The following is a 19,133-nucleotide window of genomic DNA, read 5'->3' as shown; positions in this document are numbered from 1 at the left end:
GAATTATTATGAAAGCACAGAGTTTCTGGGATCGAGTGTCGAGGATGTCTCGCGCACCGGAAGAACTCGGATCAACCGCTCGTAAGATAGTTGACACCGCACAAGAACACCTTTCCAGTGAGAGCATTCTTCTCGACGTGGGATGTGGCACTGGAGACCTGACCATAGCAATCGCCGAGAGCGTGGCGTCCGTTCATGCTATCGATAGCTCCCCCGGCATGATCGAGGTCGCGAAAGTAAGGGCTAACCAACAGGGAGCCATAAATGCGGATTTCGCCCAAGGAGACCTCGCCGCCGCAGCCAACCCCGGAGGGGTCTTCACGGCGGTTACAGTATTCAACGTCCTTCACTACATAGAAGACGTCCCGGAAACCGTACGACAGATTGAAAAAACGCTAGCTCCCGGAGGGCTGTTTCTCTCATCAACTGCGTGTCTGGGTGAGCGAAGAAGCTTTCTGGGGGCGCTTACTTGGATTCTCACGAGGCTACGCATCATGCCGGAGACGCACTTTTTCAAACAGGCAGATCTGGTGGACATGATTACTCGAGAAGGTTTTGAGATCTTCGCGAAGAAGAAGCTCTCTCCGTTGCCGGAGTATTTCATTGTTGCCAGAAAGACCGCATAACAAGGCGCTGCATCTGACCGCTATTCCGCTGCGCTCCATAGCGGCAGGTGAGCTTGGTCGTTAACCGTCAGTTCTAATCTGAGACCGCTCCCACTCACACATAAATATCCAAATGCCCGTCTTTGGTCCAGCCGTCTTTATCGGTGTCGGTCTTGTCGTTTTGTTTCTTGGCGCTGTCTTTTTCTTCCGGCTCTGGTTCGGACTGTTTAGCGTGTCGCTTAGCGGCCTGCTCTTCATCCCTTTGCCCTTGCTGATGCTTGCGATAGATCTCGTGGATTTCTCGCTCATCAGTGGTCATCGCCTTCTCTTCGTCGTTAAGCGGACGCAACTTCGCTTCCTTGGCGATGCTCTTAATGCGCATCTCCTCCCTTGGGATAGGCACCTTGCCTTCTTTCGGCAAGATAGGAAACAGTAAATCATTAAACATGGCGTTCGCTTAACCTCTGGCTATATATTCTTTATCGGCCTCAAACACTGCACTTTTATACTCTGACATTTTAGGGCAGCGAAAGTTGTACAAGTTATTCCACAAAGTTTTAGTCGGTTCATGAGTTTTTTCAGCCTCGCTATTGCACCAAACCCCGAAAATACGATAACTTAGCCACTAACAGCTAAGGCATTAACCATGCCAAAACAGAGCAACTTGACTATACAAGTTAAGCCAAACCTCATCAGAGAGTGTAGTATGAATCGCCAGGACCTGAACACAATCCGCCATCATCACCATACGGCATAACCTTTCAGGTTCTTGCTGGAAGGTTTAGTATCGCCTTCCAGTGGAGCATTAAGCGTGACCCCCGGAAGGCGACTTCCGGGGGTTTTTCGTTTAGGCGGCACAACAGCATTAAGGAATCAGCATGATAGACAGCAACAGACTCAGAATCGCAGTACAAAAATCCGGTCGTTTGTGCGATGGCAGTATGGACCTGCTTAAGGCCGTAGGGGTGAAGTTTTCTCTGCGGGATCGCTTGCTGATCGCCCACTCCACCAACCAACCAGTGGATCTGCTCAGGGTGCGCGACGATGACATTCCCGGCCTGGTCATGGACGGTGTCGTGGATTTAGGCTTTATCGGTGAAAACGAATTAGAAGAGAAGATGCTGGAGCGTCAGGCCGCTGGCAAGAGCTCAGAGTACAAAGTCCTGGAGCGACTCGACTTTGGCGGCTGTCGTCTGTCTATTGCCATTCCCAGTGAAGATGAGTACACCGGTCCTGAGTGGCTGGAAGGCAAAAAGATCGCCACCACCTACCCTCACCTGTTAGAGCGTTACTTCAAAGAGCAGGGCATTAACGCCAGCGCGGTGATGCTCAATGGCTCGGTGGAAGTCGCCCCTCGCGCGGGCCTGGCCGATGGCATCTGCGATCTGGTCAGCACCGGCGCCACGCTGGAAGCCAATGGCCTGGAAGAAAAAGAAGTCATTTTCAAATCCAAAGCCGTATTAATTCAGCGCGCCGACGAACTGTCCGATACCAAACAACTGCTGGTGAACAAATACCTCACCCGCATGAACGGTGTGATGCAGGCCAAAGAGAGCAAATACATTATGCTTCACGCGCCACGCACGGTGCTGGACCAGGTTAAATCTTTACTGCCAGGCGCCGAAAACCCCACCATATTGCCGCTGGCCGGTAATGATGAGCAGGTGGCCATTCACGTGGTCTCCACCGAGACCCTGTTCTGGGAAACCATGGAAAAACTCAAAGCCTTAGGCTGTAGCAGCATTCTGGTATTGCCCATTGAAAAGATGCTGGGGTAAACATGCTGAACTGGTCACAACTGTCCAATGACGAAAAAACCGAGGCATTAGCCCGTCCGGCCATGGCCGACAGCCAATCGCTGACGGCCACGGTTCGGGACATTATTCAGACGGTCCGTAAGCAAGGCGATAAGGCCCTGTTCGACTACGCCGAGCGCTTCGACAAGGTCACCCTATCGGAGCTGGCACTACCTGCCAGCGCCATAGACGAGGCCGAAGCTCGCTTGAGTGATACGGTCAAACAGGCCATCGAGCTGGCCTATGCCAACATCACCAAGTTTCACGAGGCGCAAAAACCTGCCGACACTAAGGTAGAAACCAGCCCCGGCGTGATTTGCGAACTGAAACACGAAGCCATCGACGCGGTGGGTTTATACATTCCCGGCGGCACGGCGCCTCTGCCCTCGACCGTATTAATGCTGGGTGCCACCGCCAAAGTGGCGGGCTGCCCACGCAAGGTACTGTGCTCGCCGCCCAATAAAGAGGGTGTGCTGGCCGATGAAATCCTCTATGCCGCTAAGCTCTGTGGTATCGATGAAATTTATCGAGTCGGCGGTGCGCAAGCCATTGCCGCTTTAGCCCTTGGCACCGAGTCGGTTGCTAAAGTGGATAAAATCTTCGGTCCCGGCAACAGCTTTGTTACCGAGGCCAAACAGCAGGTGAGTTTATTACCCGGCGGCCCGGCCATCGATATGCCCGCCGGCCCCTCTGAGGTATTGGTACTGGCGGATAGCGAGGCCAATCCGGCCTTTGTGGCATCCGACCTGCTTTCCCAGGCGGAGCACGGTACCGACTCACAGGCGGTGCTGGTCAGCGACAGCGAAGCGCTCATCACCGCCACCAAAGCCGAAGTAGCCAAGCAACTAGCGGGCTTAAGCCGCAATGCCATTGCCTCTGAGGCCATGACTCACAGCCGTTATATACTGACCGGTTCTCTGAGTGAGTCGGTGGCGGTGTCTAATGCCTATGGCCCTGAGCACCTGATTGTACAAACGCGCGAGCCTCGTGGCTTACTGGCCCAGCTTAAAAATGCCGGTTCCATCTTCTTAGGTCCCTACTCGCCGGAGTCGGCGGGCGATTATGCCAGCGGCACCAACCATGTGCTGCCCACCTATGGCTATGCGCGCAATACCTCAAGCCTTGGGCTTTTGGATTTTATGCGCCGCTATACGGTGCAGGAGCTGTCCGAACAGGGCCTTAAAAACCTAGGCCCGGCCATTATGACCCTGGCGGGCGCCGAGGGTCTGGATGCCCACAAACAGGCGGTGGCACTGAGAATGGAGACGTTATCATGAGCAATCTGGCCGATAAGTTACAATCCCCGCATGTAAAAACGCTCACACCTTACCAGTCGGCACGGCGCTTGTTCTCCGGTGGTCAGGACTGGCTCAATGCCAATGAGTCGCCCTTTGCCAATGACTACAGCGTGGATGCCAGCCGCTTTAACCGCTACCCCGACTGTCAGCCTAAGACGGTGATTCAATCGTACGCCCAGTACGCGGGGGTAGAGCCTGAACAGCTATTGGTGAGCCGCGGCGCCGATGAAGGCATTGAGCTTTTGATCCGCGGCTTTTGTGAGGCAGGTAAGGATAACATCCTTATTTGCCCGCCCACCTACGGCATGTATGCCATCAGCGCCGAAACCTTTAATGTGGGCGTGGAAAAAGCACCACTGAAGGCCGACTTCAGCCTGGATATGGACGCCATTGAAAGCCAAGTTGGCAAGGTAAAACTGGTGTTTATCTGCTCGCCCAATAATCCCACAGGCACTCAGGTTGATGCCGAGTCTATTCACCAGACCTTAGCCCTGTTTAAAGACAAAGCCCTGGTGGTGGTGGACGAGGCTTATATTGAATTTGCCGAAGGCGAAAACTGGGCCAATAAACTGGCTGACTACGATAACCTGGTTGTGCTGCGCACCCTGTCAAAAGCCTTTGGTCTGGCCGGCCTGCGCTGCGGCTTTACCCTGGCCTCACCAGAGATCATTGAGGTGCTGCTTAAGGTTATCGCGCCTTATCCACTGGCCGAGCCTGTGGCACAAATTGCCGCGCAAGCTCTGTCGGCTCAAGGCCTTGCTACCATTAAGCAGCAAGTCGGCGAGTTAAACGGCCTGAAAACCGAACTGCGCGCGGCGCTCAGTTCACGGGCCGAATTCGAGGTGCTGGGTGACACCCAGGCCAACTTTGTGCTGGTGCGCACCGAACACAAGCAAGGCTTAATGGACGCGCTTGTTGAACAAGGCATCTTAGTGCGCGACCAGTCCAAACAATTATATCTAGATAACTGCCTGCGCATCAGCGTGGGCGATAAGGCGCAAAACGCCCGCCTGCTGGCGGCCATCGACGCCTTCTTTAAGCAGGAGACAGCATGAGTCAACAGGCCATTTTATTTATTGACCGCGATGGCACACTGGTTGAAGAACCGCCCGTGGACAAGCAACTCGACAGCCTAGAAAAGCTGGTGTTCGAGCCTCAGGTGGTGCCGGTATTATTAAAGCTGCAAAACGCCGGGTTTCGCTTAGTGATGGTATCCAACCAGGATGGTCTGGGTACGGACAGCTTCCCGCAGGCGGATTTCGATGCCCCCCACAATAAGATGATGCAGGTATTTAACTCTCAGGGCGTGCGCTTTGACGATGTGCTGATCTGCCCTCACTTCCCCGACGATGACTGCGCCTGCCGCAAGCCGCGCTTAGGGCTGGTGAAAGACTACCTGCAACAAGGCAAGGTGGATTTTGCCCGCTCTTATGTCATAGGTGATCGCGATACCGACATTCAGCTGGCCGAGAACATGGGCATTAAAGGCATTCAGTATGACCGCGACAGCAACGGCTGGCCCGCCATCGAACAGGCGCTGCTCAGTCAGGGTCGCGTGGCGGAAGTGGTGCGCACCACCTCCGAAACCGATATTCGGGTCAAAGTGGACCTGGACAACCAAGGCCAGTCGAGCATCAGCACCGGCATGGGTTTTTTCGACCACATGCTGGATCAGATCGCGACCCACGGCGGCATTTCACTGGATATTCAGGTGAAAGGTGACTTGCACATTGACGATCACCACTCGGTGGAAGATACCGCACTGGCCTTAGGTGACGCCCTGCGTCAGGCCCTTGGCGATAAACGCGGCATCGGCCGTTTTGGCTTTGCCCTGCCCATGGATGAGTGCCGCGCGGAATGTGTGCTGGATATCTCCGCCCGACCTTATCTGAAGTTCGAGGCTGACTTCAGTCAGGAGCGTGTGGGTGAGATGTCTACGCAAATGGTCGGTCACTTTTTCCGCTCTTTAAGTGACAGCATGGGTATTTCCCTGCATCTGTCCACCACCGAAGGCAACGCCCACCATCAGGTAGAGAGCCTGTTTAAGGTATTTGGTCGGGCGCTGCGCCAGGCGGTGACCAAGCACGGTGATGTATTACCCAGCAGCAAGGGAGCCTTGTAACATGGCCAAGCAACCGAATCTGGTGATTGTGGATACCGGCTGCGCCAATATTTCGTCCGTGAGATTTGCCATCGAGCGCCTGGGTTATGAGGTGACCGTGTCGGACCACTCCGAAGTAATCAAGGCCGCTGATAAGGTGTTTCTGCCCGGTGTGGGCGCCGCCAAGGCGGCCATGGAGCAAATCGCCAACAAAGGTCTGATTCAGGTGCTACCCTCACTCACTCAGCCGGTGTTGGGTATTTGCTTAGGCATGCAGCTGATGACCCGCTATTCCGAAGAAGGCATGGTGGATTGCTTAAGTCTTATCAACCAGGACGACGCCCGCGTAAGCCGTATGCAGGTGGGGGATCTGCGCCTGCCCCATATGGGTTGGAATACTGTGCAACCGACTCAGGATTCACCGCTGTTTGATGGCATCGACGAAGGCAGTTACTTCTATTTTGTGCACAGCTTCAGCGTGCCACCGGGCGATTACACCCTGGCTGAATGCGATTACAACCTGCCCTTCTCTGCCGCCATCGGCCAGAACAATTTCTACGGCGTGCAATTTCACCCCGAGCGCTCCGGCCCGGTCGGCGCGCGTCTGCTAAAGAACTTTATCGAGTTGTGTGATTAACCATGATTATTCCAGCAATTGACCTGATCGACGGTGAAGTGGTCCGTTTGTATCAGGGCGACTACAACCAAAAAACCGCTTACCGCTACGACCCCGTGGATGTGGTCAAACGCTATGCCGACGCCGGTGCTAAGTGGCTGCATATTGTGGATCTCACTGGCGCCAAAGACCCGGCTAAACGTCAGCTGGCGCTGATCGAAAAGATGGTGGCCACAGGTCTGATGCAGTTTCAGGCCGGTGGGGGCATTCGCAGCGAAGAGGACGTCAAGAGCCTGCTCGATGCTGGTGTCAGCCGCGTAGTAATTGGCTCACTGGCGGTCAAGCAGCCCGAATTGGTCAAACAATGGATGCAGGATTATGGCCCCGATAAGATCGTGCTGGCGCTGGATATCAATATCAACGCCGAGGGCAAAAAATGCATCGCCACCCACGGCTGGCAACAAGACAGCGGCGTCGAGCTGGCAGGCCTGTTAAGAGACTTCCAGAGCGTGGGCGCCAAACACGTGCTGTGTACCGATATTGCCTGCGACGGCACCTTGCAGGGCCCCAATCAGTCCTTGTACGAACAGGTCAAAGCCGACTTCCCCGAGGTGATCTGGCAGGCTTCCGGCGGCATCGGCAATTTGGAGCATATTCGCGCGCTCAAGGCTTCCGGCATAGACTCGGTGATTCTGGGCCGCTCCCTGCTGGAAGGTAAGTTCGAGCTTAGTGACGCCATCCAACTGTGGGAGCGAGACTGATGCTGGCAAGACGTATCATCCCCTGTCTCGATGTGCGCGACGGCAAGGTGGTTAAAGGCGTGCAGTTTCGTAACCACGAAATCGTCGGCGATATCGTGCCGCTGGCCGAAGCTTATGCCAAAGCCGGCGCCGATGAGTTGGTGTTTTACGATATCACCGCCTCTTCCGATGCCCGTACCGTGGATAAAAGCTGGGTCAGTCGCATCGCCGAGGTGATCGATATTCCCTTCTGCGTGGCAGGCGGTATTAAGTCCGTCGAACAGGCCGGCCATATTCTGGCCATGGGCGCGGATAAAATCTCCATCAACTCACCGGCACTGGCCGATCCGAGCCTTATTACCGAGCTGCATGACCGCTACGGCCAGCAGTGTGTGGTGGTGGGCATCGACAGCTATTTCGACGCCGACAGCGGTGTCTATCAGGTCAAACAGTTTACCGGCGATGAAAGCCGCACCCAAACCACAAGGTGGCAAACCAAGGACTGGGTGAAAGAAGTGCAGGAGCGGGGCGCGGGCGAAATTGTACTGAACTGCATGAATCAGGACGGCGTACGCCAGGGCTATGACATCGAGCAACTGGCCAGTATTCGTCAGGCCTGTAAGGTGCCCTTAATCGCTTCCGGTGGTGCCGGTGAGATGATTCACTTTCTGGATGTGTTTGAACAGGCCGATGTGGACGGCGCACTGGCTGCCTCTGTGTTTCATAAGAACCTGATCAGCATTCGCGAATTAAAACACTACTTACGCCAACACGGCATTGCCATTCGAAAGGACGACTTATGATTATCACCCTGGATAATATCGACGCTCTGGCCTGGGACAAGATGGATAACCTGCTGCCGGTGGTGGTCCAACACGCCGTATCGGGCAAGATCCAGATGCAGGGCTATATGACCCCGGACGCCGTCAAAGAAACCCTGGCCACCGGCCATGTGACCTTCTTTAGCCGCTCCAAACAGCGCCTGTGGACCAAGGGCGAGAGCTCCGGCCATACGCTGGAATTGGTGGAACTGTCGGCCGACTGCGATCAGGATGCCCTGGTGGCACTGGCGATACCGAACGGGCCCACCTGCCACACCGGTGACCCAAGCTGCTGGCATGAAGGCGCGACCCCGGCGTTCACCTTTATCGCCGAGCTGGAACAGTTACTGGCCGAGCGTAAAAATGCCGATCCGAACAGCAGCTATACCGCCAAACTCTACGGCAAAGGCATCAAACGCATTGCCCAGAAAGTGGGTGAAGAAGGCGTAGAAACCGCACTGGCGGCCACCGCCAAAGACTGGAATGAGCTTAAAAACGAATCCGCCGACCTGCTCTATCACCTGATGGTGCTACTGCAAGCCAGCGATCTCAGTGTGAACGATGTGGTGGAAGTGCTCAAGGAACGGCATCAGAAGTAACCCTTTAAGGCCCACAGAAGGTGGGCCTCACCTGATTCAGCATGACTCCCAACCTTTGAGCCTTGGTATGGAACGAATCACTCTCGGCCCCCGACCGGTTTGAACTCCTCCCACTAACCGTTAACACCATTCCTGAGCAGGATATCAGCGAGCCTACCTTGTATCTTTCTTGTAGAGTCGCATCAGTCGGTTTTGCTACAATCAAAAATATGGGTTATTTAATAGGCGATGCCGTTGAAAGCAGGTCTCATTGTACTTATCTGGATAATGTGGGTGACTGCCACAGAAGCCAAACCCATCCCAATATTCATTCGTGACGATGTTTACGCTGACTACCAGAAGGCTGTGGGTGATAAGCCCGTATTGTCCGTAACAAACTTCTCTCAACGAGGAATGCGTCGGGATGTGGTCGACATGATAATAGCGCAGCAAGCGTTAAAACTCGGCGGTTTCGACTATCACTTCGAGTATTTTCCCGGCAAAGTAAACTTCCGCAATACCCGAATGCTGAAAACCGGTGAACTGCTGATGAGCTTTGATTCCTATTGGCTGGAAGATGCACAGGCCATCAATCAGCATGTTTATATCTCCAAGCCAGTGATTCGACGCGGCGAATATCTTGCTGGCATTTATACCCAGCCCGGTAACGAAGCCACCCTTGCCATAAAACAGCTGGAAGACTTGCATCAACTCACCTCCGTATCGACACCCAAGTGGTCTGTTGACTGGCGAACATTGAATAACCTGGGGCTTAAAGAGCTAGTGCGCGAAGACTCATGGGTCAGTCAGGCTCAGATGGTTTACCGAGGCTGGGTAGATTTTATGCTCAGCCCGTTTTTGCCGGAACAAAAGAACTTTGTCGTCAACAATGTGGATAATACAGGTGGCTCTATTACACTCGTTGCCGTGCCCGGGGTGGCTGTTGTTTTAGACGGAAGCCGGCACTATGTCATCAGTCGCAATCACCCTCTAGGGAAGGCCGCCTACAAGGCTCTGGAGGAAGGCTTGCAGGTGTTACGGCAAGACAACCGAGTCCGGCACGCATACCAACAAGCTGGCTTTTTTGTGCAAAATGAGCGGGTTTCCATTTTAAATGCGCATTTAGTTCAGGCAAAACAGGGCTTTTAATCCCCCATCACTATTTGGGCGATCTCCTGTAGCCGTTCCACCACCATCTGATTGAGGGAGTTTTTCGGGTAGCGCCCCTTGCTGTTTAGCTCACCGGCATCACGTTTCATCAGCAGGGCCAGGGCTTCGTCCACCGTCTCCACGGTGTAGATGGCAAAGCGCTCCTGCTTAACCGCGTTGATGATCTCTTTATCCAGCACCAGATTGATCTGATTGGATTTGGGGATGATTACGCCCTGATCACCGGTCAGTCCCCGATGCTGGCAGAGCTTGAAGAAGCCCTCGATCTTCTCGTTCACACCGCCGATGCTTTGCACCTGACCATACTGGTTAATAGAGCCGGTCACCGCCAGCGACTGTAATACGGGCTGGCGGATCAGCGCCGAAACCAGGGCCGCTAACTCTGCCAGCGAGGCCGAGTCACCGTCGATATGACCGTAAGACTGCTCGATGGCAATATTGGCTGACAAAGTCAGCGGGAAATTCTGGGCGTATTTGTAACCCAGGTAACCGGTGAGCAGCATCACTCCCTTGGAGTGAATAGGGCGGCCCAGTTCCACCTCTCGCTCAATATCCACCACGCCGTTGGAACCGGCGTACACGGTGGAGCTGATGCGCGTGGGTGTACCAAAGACGCTGCCGCCTACCTCCAGTACGGTCAGACCATTAACCTTGCCCACCTCCTGGCCATGGGTGTCGATCAGGATCTGACCTTCCTTGATTTCCTCCAGCAGGCTCTGGCTGATGCGTCCGCTCCGCTCGGTCTTGGCACGCAAAGCCGTTTCAATATGGCTGACATCCAGAGTATCCACCTGTTGCTGACGGCAGAAATAATGGGCTTCATGCAAAAGCTCAATGACATCAGCAAAGCGGGCCGACAGTTTTTGCTGATGCTCGGCCAGGCGCAACGAATATTCCACCAGCCGGTACATGGCCTTGGGGGAGATAGCGGTCAGTCCCAGTTCATTGACCTGATGACGCACCCGGCCGATAAAGTCATTCAGTGTGTGCTTGTCCAGCGGTATCTCATGGTCAAAGTCCACCAACACACGGAATAGCTCATCAAACTCGTCGTCGAGTTCCTGCAGCAAATAGTAGAGATCCCGCGAGCCCATCAGCACCACTTTGACTTTAAGCGGCATGGACTGCGGACTTAAGGTCACCGTGTTCACCATGCCCATATCGTGCTGCTGCACATCCATCTTTAACTCGCCACGCTTAAGCGCCAGCTTAAGCGCCTCCCATACCTGAGAGTTCTCCAGCAGCTTATCGGCATCCAACAGCAAATAGCCATTATTGGCCTTATGCAGGGCACCGGGGCGGATCATACGGTGATTGGTGTAGACCCCGCCCTGCGTACTGGTGTATTCGATGCGCCCGAACAGATTCTGGTAGGTTGGATTCGGTTCATAGACCACCGGCACCTCGCCATGCAACTGATGACTGACCAACACATTGGGTAAGTAATGCTCCTCAAGAATACCGCGATGGTCCAATTCCTCGGTTTTATCGTCTTTGCCATCATCCACCAGCAGATCCACCACCGTGTCCACCAGGTTGGGCCTGAGCTGGCGTAAAAACTTCACCAGCCCCAGTTCGTTGGCATATTTGTGTTCAAGCTCTTTCAGCAGCGGCTTGATGCCCTGCTCCGCGGTATCCCGACACAGTTTACGCAGCGCCTCGGACATCTGCCGTTTCCACTTGGGTAGTTCAAGCAGCTGTTCGTTGAGATACTCTTCCAGCTCGGCGATCCGGTTAAAAAATTGCTGGCGCTGCTCGTCGCTGGCACTGGCAAACTCTTCATCGTTAACCGGCTTACCGTCCACAATGGGCGCAAAGCTGATGGTGCCACTGTCTTCGTACAGGGCCACATTGTGTTTCTGGGCGTACTCCTCAACTACTTTGATGGCCTGGTCGTAACGTTTGTCGAACTGCTGCTTGATAGAGGCTTTCTTACGCTGATAACTGGGATTGTCGAAAGCGGCAGGGAAGGTATCCAACAGTTCATCCACTAAACCACGAAGGTCATCCTGCAGCACCTTGCCCGCTCCGGCTGGCAGTCGCAATGCAAAGGGCTCGCGTTCATCGTCGAAGTTATTGATATAACACCAGTCATCGGGCGCCTGATCGGTTTTTACATGCCGGGCAATATATTCTTTAACCAGAGTAAAACGGCCGGTGGCCGGCTCCCCCATGATATAGAGGTTATAGCCTCTGGCATTGATACCCAGACCAAAGCTCAACGCCTCACGAGCCCGGTGCTGGCCGATAAAGCTGGCTTCCAGCACCTTGTCGTCTTTCAGCGCCTGGTTAATCAGGCGACGACTGGGCTTGGCGGTGAGTTGGGCTGGGGTGAGAATCTGGCTGTCAGGCATGGAGGTGTCAAAAAAGGGATTAATACCTCAAGTGAACCCCGATTCCGCCGGTGTGTCAAACCCAGCCGGTCTAAGTGCGGGGTTTCTGTGCATTGCCTTTATCATCCATTACGCTAGGCTCATTTAAAACTCCATACCCAGCCTTTAAAATGAAAACCTGTCTATTGTGCTTCGCCTTAATATTAATAAGCCCTTCTACCCGCGCCGAGGTGCTGCACCTGTCCGAGTCTGGCTTTATTCTGCAAAACGAATTCACCACCCAGGCATCAGCCGACAGAGTCTGGGACGGACTGATCAACCATATCGGCGACTGGTGGCCCGCCGACCATACCTGGTTTGGCAAGGCAGAGAACCTGAGCATCGAGCCGGTGGCGGGAGGCTGCTTCTGTGAAATCGATGGCGATAAACAAGCCGAGCATATGCGCATCAGCTTTGTGTATCCAGGCAAACACTTGCGCATGACCGGCGGCCTCGGCCCACTACAAGGCATGGGCCTGTATGGCTCTCTGGACTGGCAGATCGCGCCCACTGATAGCGGCACCAGAGTAACACTCAAATACAGCGTTCAGGGCTACAACCCCAATGGATTTACCGACCTGGCGCCCATCGTGGATAAGGTACAAGGGCTGCAGTTAGGTGGGTTGGAAGAATTCTTGAAACTGAAATAGCCGTGGACCGTTTCAATTTGGCACAGCCTAAAGCATCAGTTGTGGTTAACAGTTCTTACTATTTTAGTGTACTTAGTTGGACACTCGGTTATGACATTGGGTGCAGACCGGAACATCTTTTCCTTCGTCATTCTTATACCAGTACCTATGCGCCTTAACCGAAAGGTCTTTCCCACACATTGCACATTTACTGAGGCGATCAGAACTAAAATAGATCAGGTATCCAATAAAAAGCAGCGGCAATCCAATAAGCAAAACCAGATTATTTATTTCTTGCTCCGTCATTAAAACCTTCCATATATCTAGCAATGTTGCCCAAAGTATATGTCACCATATGCTTTAACCATAAAGTCCCTGACTTTAAAGGCCACCTTCCTGTGTGATATGACTCGCCCTCCCGGCGAGCCAGCCACTTTTGTCAGCTCACAAAAGTAGCGAAAAAGACCAAGGTGACCCGTGGACACCCTAAGCGTGCCTGTCAGGCTTGCAAAAAGCGGGTCCCTCAAACTCACTCCCTGTTCGTCTTCGCTCGATTTTCTTCCCTGAAAATCGACCCACTTTATCCGGCGCCTGCCCGCCACAGGGTGCTTTAACGGGCCAGGGGAGTAAAACCGATAGTCACACATTAACCAATCAACGCTTTAGGTGCTGAAAGTGATGAATATTGGTTGGGTTTACTCCTTGTCGCTTTGACTTTCCCTTGCCGAAACAAGGCTCAATCGAACGCGAAATCCTGGATGATTTCGCGAGGCGATAGTTTTACAGGACGTTGCCTAGAGCCGGTTCGATGCTGTCAGAGCCTTGGTTCGGCAAGGTTCCCGGAAAGTCAGTAGCGACTAAAGACCTTTTAGCCCCTTTTGGGTCTTTCCAAAAGGGGCTGGCGCCTCATGGATGAGGCGTCATATCTGGCATGGAGGCCAATATCCCTATTAACCGCCAAGGCAAAACCCGGCGGTTAATTCTCCTTTAACACTCGTGCAAACTCATTATTGCCACACTCTATACAGGGGTGCACCGGCTCGGCGTAAGTCACAGTATAGCGATGACCACAGCTGGTACATTCCAGCTCGCCTAAGGCCACCAGCTCGCCGACGCGATAGATGCCGTGATGCTCTACGTCCTTTTTAAACTCGTTCATTGCCAGTTGGTTCTTGTCGGCCATGGACACCAACGTTTCCCAAAAGTCGGCCTTCACCTGCTGCCACCAGGGTGACTCATCGGCGTCTCGCTCCATTTCACTGGCAAAGGTCTGCAAGTCCCGCGACAGCGTATATTCCAGCTGCTCCATTTCCTCTTCGGTCAGTCCCTTGGCCGCCCGAATCCATGCCTTGGCCTCTTTCTCGATCTCCATCATGCTGAGCACATCCTGCTCGACGGATTTCTTGACCCAGTCAGTCAGGTTTTCCAGCATTTGCTGATAATTTTTGGCCTGTTTTTGCATTATTGTCCCTCTTGTCATGGCTTACTAATAAGCATTAGGGGAATACCGGTGAGTTTCAAGCCCGTAGCTTGATCCGGATCACTCAACCCTAAAGGCGCAGAAATCCCGCCCCTCCTATTGTTCAGTATAGCGCGGCTAAGGTATTCTATAGGGCTTTACAGCTAAACTTACCGTGCGGATTAAAAAGTAGATGCAAAGACAGTACAACCCGAAAGAAATCGAGCAAAAGGTTCAGCAGTATTGGGAAGACTCCGGTCTGTTCAATGTCGAGCCAGACCCGGAAAAAGAAAAGTTCTACTGTCTGTCCATGTTCCCCTACCCCAGTGGCCGATTGCACATGGGCCATGTCCGCAATTACACCATCGGCGATGTGGTCAGCCGCTATCAGCGGATGCAGGGTAAGAATGTGATGCAGCCCATGGGCTGGGATGCGTTTGGTCTGCCGGCAGAAAACGCCGCCATTGATAACAATACCGCCCCGGCCAAGTGGACCTACGCCAACATCGACTACATGAAAGACCAGCTTAAATCGCTGGGCTTTGGCTATGACTGGGACCGGGAAGTCGCCACCTGCGATCCCGAGTACTATCGCTGGGAGCAGTGGTTCTTCACCCGCCTGTATGAAAAAGGTCTGGTCTATAAGAAAAACGCCACGGTGAACTGGGATCCCATCGACCAGACTGTACTGGCTAACGAACAGGTGATCGACGGTCGCGGCTGGCGCTCGGGCGCCCTGGTGGAGCAAAAAGAAATCCCCCAGTGGTTTATTAAGATCACCGACTATGCCGAAGAACTGCTTAAAGACATCGACCAGTTAGAAGGCTGGCCGGATCAGGTCAAGGCTATGCAGCGCAACTGGATTGGCCGCTCGGAAGGCGTAGAGCTGACGTTCGAGGTTGCCGACAGCGACCAGTCCATGAGCGTCTACACCACCCGCCCGGATACCCTGATGGGTGTCACCTATGTAGGTCTGGCAGCCCAGCATCCATTGGCACTGAAAGCGGCCGAGAATAATCCCGAACTGGCGGCCTTTATCGACGAGTGTAAAAACACCAAGGTAGCCGAAGCCGATCTGGCCACCATGGAGAAAAAGGGCTGCGCTACGGGGCTTTACGCCATTCACCCGGTGACCGGTCAGCAGGTCCCTGTTTGGGTGGCAAATTTTGTATTGATGGATTATGGCTCCGGTGCGGTGATGGCTGTGCCCGGGCATGACCAGCGCGACTGGGAGTTCGCCAGCAAATACGACCTGCCCATTAAGCAGGTGATCGAGCCGGTGGATGACGCCGAATGCGATATTAGTCAGGCCGCCTTCACCGACAAGGGCCGTTTGGTGGACTCTGGCGAATTTAACGGCATGAGCTCCGAAGAGGCTTTTAATGCCATTGCCGACTGGTTGGAAGGGCAAGGCAAGGGTAAGCGCCAGGTCAATTATCGACTGCGCGACTGGGGGGTTTCCCGTCAGCGTTACTGGGGCGCGCCCATCCCCATGGTAAACCTGGAGAACGGCGAGTCAGCTCCCTCCGAGGAACTGCCGGTACGTCTGCCGGAAGATGTGGTGATGGACGGCGTTACCTCACCACTTAAAGCCGATAAAGACTGGGCCAAGACCACCTACCAAGGCCAGCCTGCTCTGAGGGAAACCGACACGTTCGATACCTTTATGGAATCAAGCTGGTATTACGCCCGCTATTGTTCGGCCAAGTTTGCCGAAGGCATGGTGGATCCTAAAGAAGCCAACTACTGGTTGCCGGTAGACCAATACATTGGCGGTATCGAACACGCCATCCTGCACCTGCTGTACAGCCGCTTCTTCCACAAGCTGCTGCGCGATGAAGGCCTGGTGGAATGTGATGAGCCCTACAAGCGTTTGCTGTGTCAGGGCATGGTATTAGCCGATTCTTTCTATCGCGAAGACGAAGAAGGCCGCAAGACCTGGTATTCCCCAACTGAGGTGGATATCGAAACGGATGACAAGGGCCGTATTATCAAAGCCACCTTACAAAGCGATGGTCAGGAAGTCATCCACGGCGGTATGACCAAGATGTCCAAGTCTAAGAACAACGGCATCAATCCGCAGGAAGTTATCGAGCAGTACGGCGCCGATACGATCCGCCTGTTTACCATGTTTGCCGCGCCACCGGAGCAGACTTTGGAATGGGTGGACTCAGGCGTTGAAGGCGCCCACCGCTTCCTGCGTCGCCTATGGAAATTAGTGCAGGAGCACTTAGCCGCCGGTGACGCCCCTGATGTCGAGCCTTCTGCGTTAACTAAAGAGCAAAAGAATCTGCGCCGGGAAGTGCACAAGGCCATCGCCAAGGTCAGCGACGACATCGGTCGCCGCCAGCACTTTAATACCGCCATTGCCGCCATCATGGAGCTGATGAACCATCTGCAAAAAGCGTCTCAGGAAGAACCGCAGGATCGCGCCGTCATGCGCGAGGCGTTAAACGCCATCGTGCGTCTGCTTAACCCGGTCACGCCTCATATCTGTCACAGTCTGTGGCAGCAGATGGGCCATAACACCAACGTGGAATTCAGCGGCTGGCCAGAGGCGGATAAAGCCGCCATGGTGGAAGATGAAAAGCTGATCGTGGTGCAGGTCAACGGCAAGGTGCGCGCCAAGATGACCGTGTCTGCTGAGGCCGACAAAGACAGCGTAGAAGCGCTGGGTCTGGAGCAGGACAATGTGAAACCCTTTACCGACGGTAAGACAATCCGCAAGGTGATCTATGTGCCGGGTAAATTGCTGAACATTGTTGCCAACTAATGAATTATTTTGGTCGTGCCTTTTGGCTGGGCGCTTTGCTAGTACTCCTGAGTGCTTGTGGCTTTAAGCTACGCGAGACGCCTCTGCTCGGGGCGTCTTTTGAGCAGTTTTACGTACACAGCACCCAACCTCATGCGCCCCTGTATCGCGCCTTCTATCAGCGTCTGCAACAGCTCCCCTACCAGTTGCTTGAGCAGCCTGAAGTGACAGAGCCGGTGATCACCCTGTATCCGGAACGGCTGGACCGGCGTTTATTGTCGCTGTTCTCCACCGGTCAGGTGGCCGAATACGAACTGGTTTACCAAGTTCGCTATCGAGTGACTCTACCGAACACCGAACCCCAGGAGTTCGAATTTGAGCTAAGACGGGAATATCAGGACGATCCCAATGCCGTATTAGCCAAATCCCGCGAGATGCAGATTATCCTCTCGGAGATGCGCGACAAGGCCAGCGAGAGGATACTGCGACAACTGAGTAAGTTAGGCTAACGATGCAGGTGTACCCGAACCGGTTCGATTCCACAGTGGCACAGCAAGGGCTGGCCTGTTTCTATCTGATTTTCGGCGACGAGCCGCAACAGAAGCTGGAAGTGATCGACGCCATCCGTCAACACGCTAAACAACACGGGTTTGATGAGCGCCAGAGTTTCCAGGCCGACAATCAGTTTCAGTGGGCGACGCTGGTCGAAGCCACTCAGACCCTGTCGCTGTTTTCCGCCCGTCAGTTGATCGAGCTGGAATTACCCAGTGGTAAGCCAGGCGCTGAGGGCAGCAAAGTGCTCAAGCAACTGGCCGAGACTCCCAGTGAAGATGTAATTGTAGTGCTGCACGGCAACCGCATCGGCAAGGATGTGCAAAACACCAAGTGGTTTAAAGCCTTAGATAACCGGGGCGTTTACGTGCCCTGCTACCCCATGGAAGGCAACCACCTGCAAAACTGGGTTCGCCAGCGGCTGCAGCAGCATCAGTTACAGGCCGAGCCCGAAGTGGTGAAGCTCATCGCCGATTATTGCGAGGGCAACCTGCTGGCCGCGCGTCAGGAAATTGAAAAACTAGCACTGCTATTCCCCGGTCAGTCCATCACCCTGGAGCAAGCTACCGGGGCTGTGGTGGATCAGTCCCGCTTTAATGTGTTCCAGCTGGTGGATGTGTTGCTGGCCGGCGATGCGGCGCGCAGCGTCAAGTTACTGCAGCGCCTGGAAAGCGAAGGCATCGAGCCCACTATCATCCTGTGGGCTTTAGTACGAGAGTGGCAGACCTTGTATGAACTGCAGTTTGCCCTAAATCAGGGCAACAACCTCAGCGCCCTGTTTAAACAACATCGTATCTGGCGCAATCGTCAGGGGCTTTATCAAACGGCCTTACAACGGCTGGACTTACCCACTTTGGATAAGATGCACGGCAAGCTGATGGCCTTCGATCAGGCCTTAAAACAATCCAGTATCACCCGGCCCTATGTGGAACTGTGCCACCTGTGTCTGCTGTTTATGCCTATGCCACTGGACGCTCTGGAGCTGGGTTACTAATGAGTCAGGCCATCGGCATATTTGGCGGCACCTTCGACCCCATTCACCAGGGCCATCTCAAGCCGGTGAAGGCCGCCGCACAACAGATAGGGCTGGACAAGGTATACTTGTTACCCTGTCATATTCCGCCGCACAAAGGAGCGCCCGAGGTGAGTAGCGCACAGCGCCGGGAGATGGTGGCATTAGTGTGCGGGGAAGATCGACTGTTTGAACTGGATGACCGCGAGTTAAATGCAGATGTGCCCTCTTATACAGTCAACACACTCAGGCAGTATCGCCTTGAGCACCCGGATTCACCACTTATGTTTTTTATGGGCATGGATTCCTTTAACAGCTTTCACCGCTGGGTGCAGTGGCAGGAGATTACCGACCTGGCTCATTTGGTGGTATGCCTGCGGGGCCATCACCAGCCAGATTGGAACGACGACATTCAAACACTTTTGAAACAGCGCCGCACGGAGCGCCCCAAAGAATTACACCGGCAACCGGCCGGACTGATTTATCTGGCCGACACACCTGAGCTTACTCTGGCTTCGACGGATCTTCGTCGGCACCTACGACAGGGGCAGGCCGACAGCTCGGAGATTCCTGAAGCGGTTCTGAACTATATTCAACAACACGGGCTTTATCGCTCTTAGTTTAATCACAGC

18 protein-coding genes and 1 other annotated feature are annotated in these 19,133 nt (G+C 54.1%); of the genes, 15 read left to right on the top strand and 3 right to left on the bottom strand.

Features of this window, described 5'->3' with window-relative positions:
* The first annotated feature begins 8 nt into the window (after positions 1-8).
* Positions 9-626 carry a class I SAM-dependent methyltransferase gene (locus HMF8227_RS04860; protein ID WP_162558498.1) on the top strand — a complete coding sequence of 206 codons (618 nt, stop codon included), beginning with the start codon at positions 9-11 and terminating at the stop codon, positions 624-626.
* 94 nt (positions 627-720) lie between these two features.
* Here HMF8227_RS04860 and HMF8227_RS04855 read toward each other — a convergent pair whose 3' ends face one another.
* Positions 721-1,053 carry a hypothetical protein gene (locus HMF8227_RS04855; protein WP_109339110.1) on the bottom strand — a complete coding sequence of 111 codons (333 nt, stop codon included), beginning with the start codon at positions 1,051-1,053 and terminating at the stop codon, positions 721-723.
* A gap of 284 nt (positions 1,054-1,337) precedes the next feature.
* Positions 1,338-1,453, top strand: a sequence feature (His leader region).
* 30 nt (positions 1,454-1,483) lie between these two features.
* Between HMF8227_RS04855 and hisG the strand changes: the two genes are divergently transcribed.
* The 9 genes from hisG to HMF8227_RS04810 all read left to right on the top strand — a co-directional run bounded on the left by hisG (position 1,484) and on the right by HMF8227_RS04810 (position 9,704).
* Positions 1,484-2,383 carry an ATP phosphoribosyltransferase gene (gene hisG, locus HMF8227_RS04850; RefSeq protein WP_109339109.1) on the top strand — a complete coding sequence of 300 codons (900 nt, stop codon included), beginning with the start codon at positions 1,484-1,486 and terminating at the stop codon, positions 2,381-2,383.
* A gap of 2 nt (positions 2,384-2,385) precedes the next feature.
* Positions 2,386-3,678 carry a histidinol dehydrogenase gene (gene hisD / locus HMF8227_RS04845; protein ID WP_109339108.1) on the top strand — a complete coding sequence of 431 codons (1,293 nt, stop codon included), beginning with the start codon at positions 2,386-2,388 and terminating at the stop codon, positions 3,676-3,678.
* A complete protein-coding gene (gene hisC / locus HMF8227_RS04840; protein ID WP_109339107.1) occupies positions 3,675-4,754 on the top strand; it encodes a histidinol-phosphate transaminase in 1,080 nt (359 codons plus the stop codon). The genes hisD and hisC overlap by 4 nt, the downstream gene beginning before the upstream one ends.
* A complete protein-coding gene (gene hisB / locus HMF8227_RS04835) occupies positions 4,751-5,821 on the top strand; it encodes a bifunctional histidinol-phosphatase/imidazoleglycerol-phosphate dehydratase HisB (protein ID WP_109339106.1) in 1,071 nt (356 codons plus the stop codon). Before hisC ends, hisB begins: the two co-directional genes overlap by 4 nt.
* Position 5,822: 1 nt before the next feature.
* Complete coding sequence (hisH, locus tag HMF8227_RS04830; protein WP_109339105.1) at positions 5,823-6,437, top strand: imidazole glycerol phosphate synthase subunit HisH; 615 nt, start codon at positions 5,823-5,825, stop codon at positions 6,435-6,437.
* 2 nt (positions 6,438-6,439) lie between these two features.
* Complete coding sequence (gene hisA, locus HMF8227_RS04825; protein WP_109339104.1) at positions 6,440-7,177, top strand: 1-(5-phosphoribosyl)-5-[(5-phosphoribosylamino)methylideneamino]imidazole-4-carboxamide isomerase; 738 nt, start codon at positions 6,440-6,442, stop codon at positions 7,175-7,177.
* Positions 7,177-7,959: an imidazole glycerol phosphate synthase subunit HisF gene (gene hisF / locus HMF8227_RS04820; RefSeq protein ID WP_109339103.1), complete on the top strand. Its 783-nt coding sequence runs from the start codon at positions 7,177-7,179 to the stop codon at positions 7,957-7,959. The genes hisA and hisF overlap by 1 nt, the downstream gene beginning before the upstream one ends.
* Positions 7,956-8,576: a bifunctional phosphoribosyl-AMP cyclohydrolase/phosphoribosyl-ATP diphosphatase HisIE gene (hisIE, locus tag HMF8227_RS04815; protein WP_109339102.1), complete on the top strand. Its 621-nt coding sequence runs from the start codon at positions 7,956-7,958 to the stop codon at positions 8,574-8,576. The genes hisF and hisIE overlap by 4 nt, the downstream gene beginning before the upstream one ends.
* Before the next feature lie 267 nt (positions 8,577-8,843).
* Positions 8,844-9,704, top strand: coding sequence for a hypothetical protein (locus HMF8227_RS04810; protein ID WP_239421339.1), 861 nt, complete (start codon positions 8,844-8,846; stop codon positions 9,702-9,704).
* Here the strand turns inward: HMF8227_RS04810 and HMF8227_RS04805 are convergent.
* A complete protein-coding gene (locus tag HMF8227_RS04805) occupies positions 9,701-12,079 on the bottom strand; it encodes a Lon protease family protein (RefSeq protein WP_109339100.1) in 2,379 nt (792 codons plus the stop codon). The two genes, HMF8227_RS04810 and HMF8227_RS04805, sit on opposite strands and share 4 nt — an antisense overlap.
* A 149-nt stretch (positions 12,080-12,228) precedes the next feature.
* Here HMF8227_RS04805 and HMF8227_RS04800 point away from each other — a divergent pair, with 149 nt between their 5' ends.
* Positions 12,229-12,747: an SRPBCC family protein gene (locus tag HMF8227_RS04800; protein ID WP_109339099.1), complete on the top strand. Its 519-nt coding sequence runs from the start codon at positions 12,229-12,231 to the stop codon at positions 12,745-12,747.
* A gap of 955 nt (positions 12,748-13,702) precedes the next feature.
* Here the strand turns inward: HMF8227_RS04800 and HMF8227_RS04795 are convergent.
* The gene (locus HMF8227_RS04795; RefSeq protein ID WP_162558497.1) at positions 13,703-14,188 is read right to left on the bottom strand and encodes a zinc ribbon-containing protein; all 486 of its coding nucleotides are present in this window, start codon (positions 14,186-14,188) and stop codon (positions 13,703-13,705) included.
* Positions 14,189-14,378: 190 nt separating this feature from the next.
* On the opposite strand from HMF8227_RS04795, the gene leuS reads away from it, so the two are divergent.
* Genes leuS through nadD form a run of 4 tightly spaced genes read left to right on the top strand, consistent with a single transcriptional unit; the run spans position 14,379 to position 19,121 of the window.
* Positions 14,379-16,958 (top strand): leucine--tRNA ligase, encoded by a 2,580-nt coding sequence (gene leuS, locus HMF8227_RS04790; RefSeq protein WP_109339097.1) that lies wholly within the window; start codon positions 14,379-14,381, stop codon positions 16,956-16,958.
* Positions 16,958-17,446 carry an LPS-assembly lipoprotein LptE gene (locus tag HMF8227_RS04785; protein WP_109339096.1) on the top strand — a complete coding sequence of 163 codons (489 nt, stop codon included), beginning with the start codon at positions 16,958-16,960 and terminating at the stop codon, positions 17,444-17,446. The genes leuS and HMF8227_RS04785 overlap by 1 nt, the downstream gene beginning before the upstream one ends.
* A gap of 2 nt (positions 17,447-17,448) precedes the next feature.
* Positions 17,449-18,483, top strand: a complete 1,035-nt coding sequence (holA, locus tag HMF8227_RS04780; protein WP_109339095.1) for a DNA polymerase III subunit delta — start codon at positions 17,449-17,451, stop codon at positions 18,481-18,483.
* Complete coding sequence (nadD, locus tag HMF8227_RS04775) at positions 18,483-19,121, top strand: nicotinate-nucleotide adenylyltransferase (protein WP_109339094.1); 639 nt, start codon at positions 18,483-18,485, stop codon at positions 19,119-19,121. The genes holA and nadD overlap by 1 nt, the downstream gene beginning before the upstream one ends.
* The last annotated feature ends 12 nt before the right edge of the window (positions 19,122-19,133 follow it).

The organism is Saliniradius amylolyticus (assembly GCF_003143555.1).
GTDB classification, from domain to species: Bacteria; Pseudomonadota; Gammaproteobacteria; order Enterobacterales; family Alteromonadaceae; genus Saliniradius; species Saliniradius amylolyticus.
The sequence above is the reverse complement of the archived record's forward strand: the minus strand, read 5'-3'. Positions and strand labels throughout refer to the sequence as shown.

Coding starts and splice junctions, on each gene's coding strand:
- hisH (WP_109339105.1), top strand. CDS start 5,823: ATGGCCAAGCAACCGAATCTGGTGATTGTGGATACCGGCTGCGCCAAT.
- hisB (WP_109339106.1), top strand. CDS start 4,751: ATGAGTCAACAGGCCATTTTATTTATTGACCGCGATGGCACACTGGTT.
- HMF8227_RS04785 (WP_109339096.1), top strand. CDS start 16,958: ATGAATTATTTTGGTCGTGCCTTTTGGCTGGGCGCTTTGCTAGTACTC.
- hisG (WP_109339109.1), top strand. CDS start 1,484: ATGATAGACAGCAACAGACTCAGAATCGCAGTACAAAAATCCGGTCGT.
- HMF8227_RS04860 (WP_162558498.1), top strand. CDS start 9: ATGAAAGCACAGAGTTTCTGGGATCGAGTGTCGAGGATGTCTCGCGCA.
- hisIE (WP_109339102.1), top strand. CDS start 7,956: ATGATTATCACCCTGGATAATATCGACGCTCTGGCCTGGGACAAGATG.
- hisA (WP_109339104.1), top strand. CDS start 6,440: ATGATTATTCCAGCAATTGACCTGATCGACGGTGAAGTGGTCCGTTTG.
- hisF (WP_109339103.1), top strand. CDS start 7,177: ATGCTGGCAAGACGTATCATCCCCTGTCTCGATGTGCGCGACGGCAAG.
- HMF8227_RS04805 (WP_109339100.1), bottom strand. CDS start 12,079: ATGCCTGACAGCCAGATTCTCACCCCAGCCCAACTCACCGCCAAGCCC.
- HMF8227_RS04855 (WP_109339110.1), bottom strand. CDS start 1,053: ATGTTTAATGATTTACTGTTTCCTATCTTGCCGAAAGAAGGCAAGGTG.
- nadD (WP_109339094.1), top strand. CDS start 18,483: ATGAGTCAGGCCATCGGCATATTTGGCGGCACCTTCGACCCCATTCAC.
- HMF8227_RS04795 (WP_162558497.1), bottom strand. CDS start 14,188: ATGCAAAAACAGGCCAAAAATTATCAGCAAATGCTGGAAAACCTGACT.
- hisC (WP_109339107.1), top strand. CDS start 3,675: ATGAGCAATCTGGCCGATAAGTTACAATCCCCGCATGTAAAAACGCTC.
- HMF8227_RS04810 (WP_239421339.1), top strand. CDS start 8,844: ATGTGGGTGACTGCCACAGAAGCCAAACCCATCCCAATATTCATTCGT.
- HMF8227_RS04800 (WP_109339099.1), top strand. CDS start 12,229: ATGAAAACCTGTCTATTGTGCTTCGCCTTAATATTAATAAGCCCTTCT.
- leuS (WP_109339097.1), top strand. CDS start 14,379: ATGCAAAGACAGTACAACCCGAAAGAAATCGAGCAAAAGGTTCAGCAG.
- hisD (WP_109339108.1), top strand. CDS start 2,386: ATGCTGAACTGGTCACAACTGTCCAATGACGAAAAAACCGAGGCATTA.
- holA (WP_109339095.1), top strand. CDS start 17,449: ATGCAGGTGTACCCGAACCGGTTCGATTCCACAGTGGCACAGCAAGGG.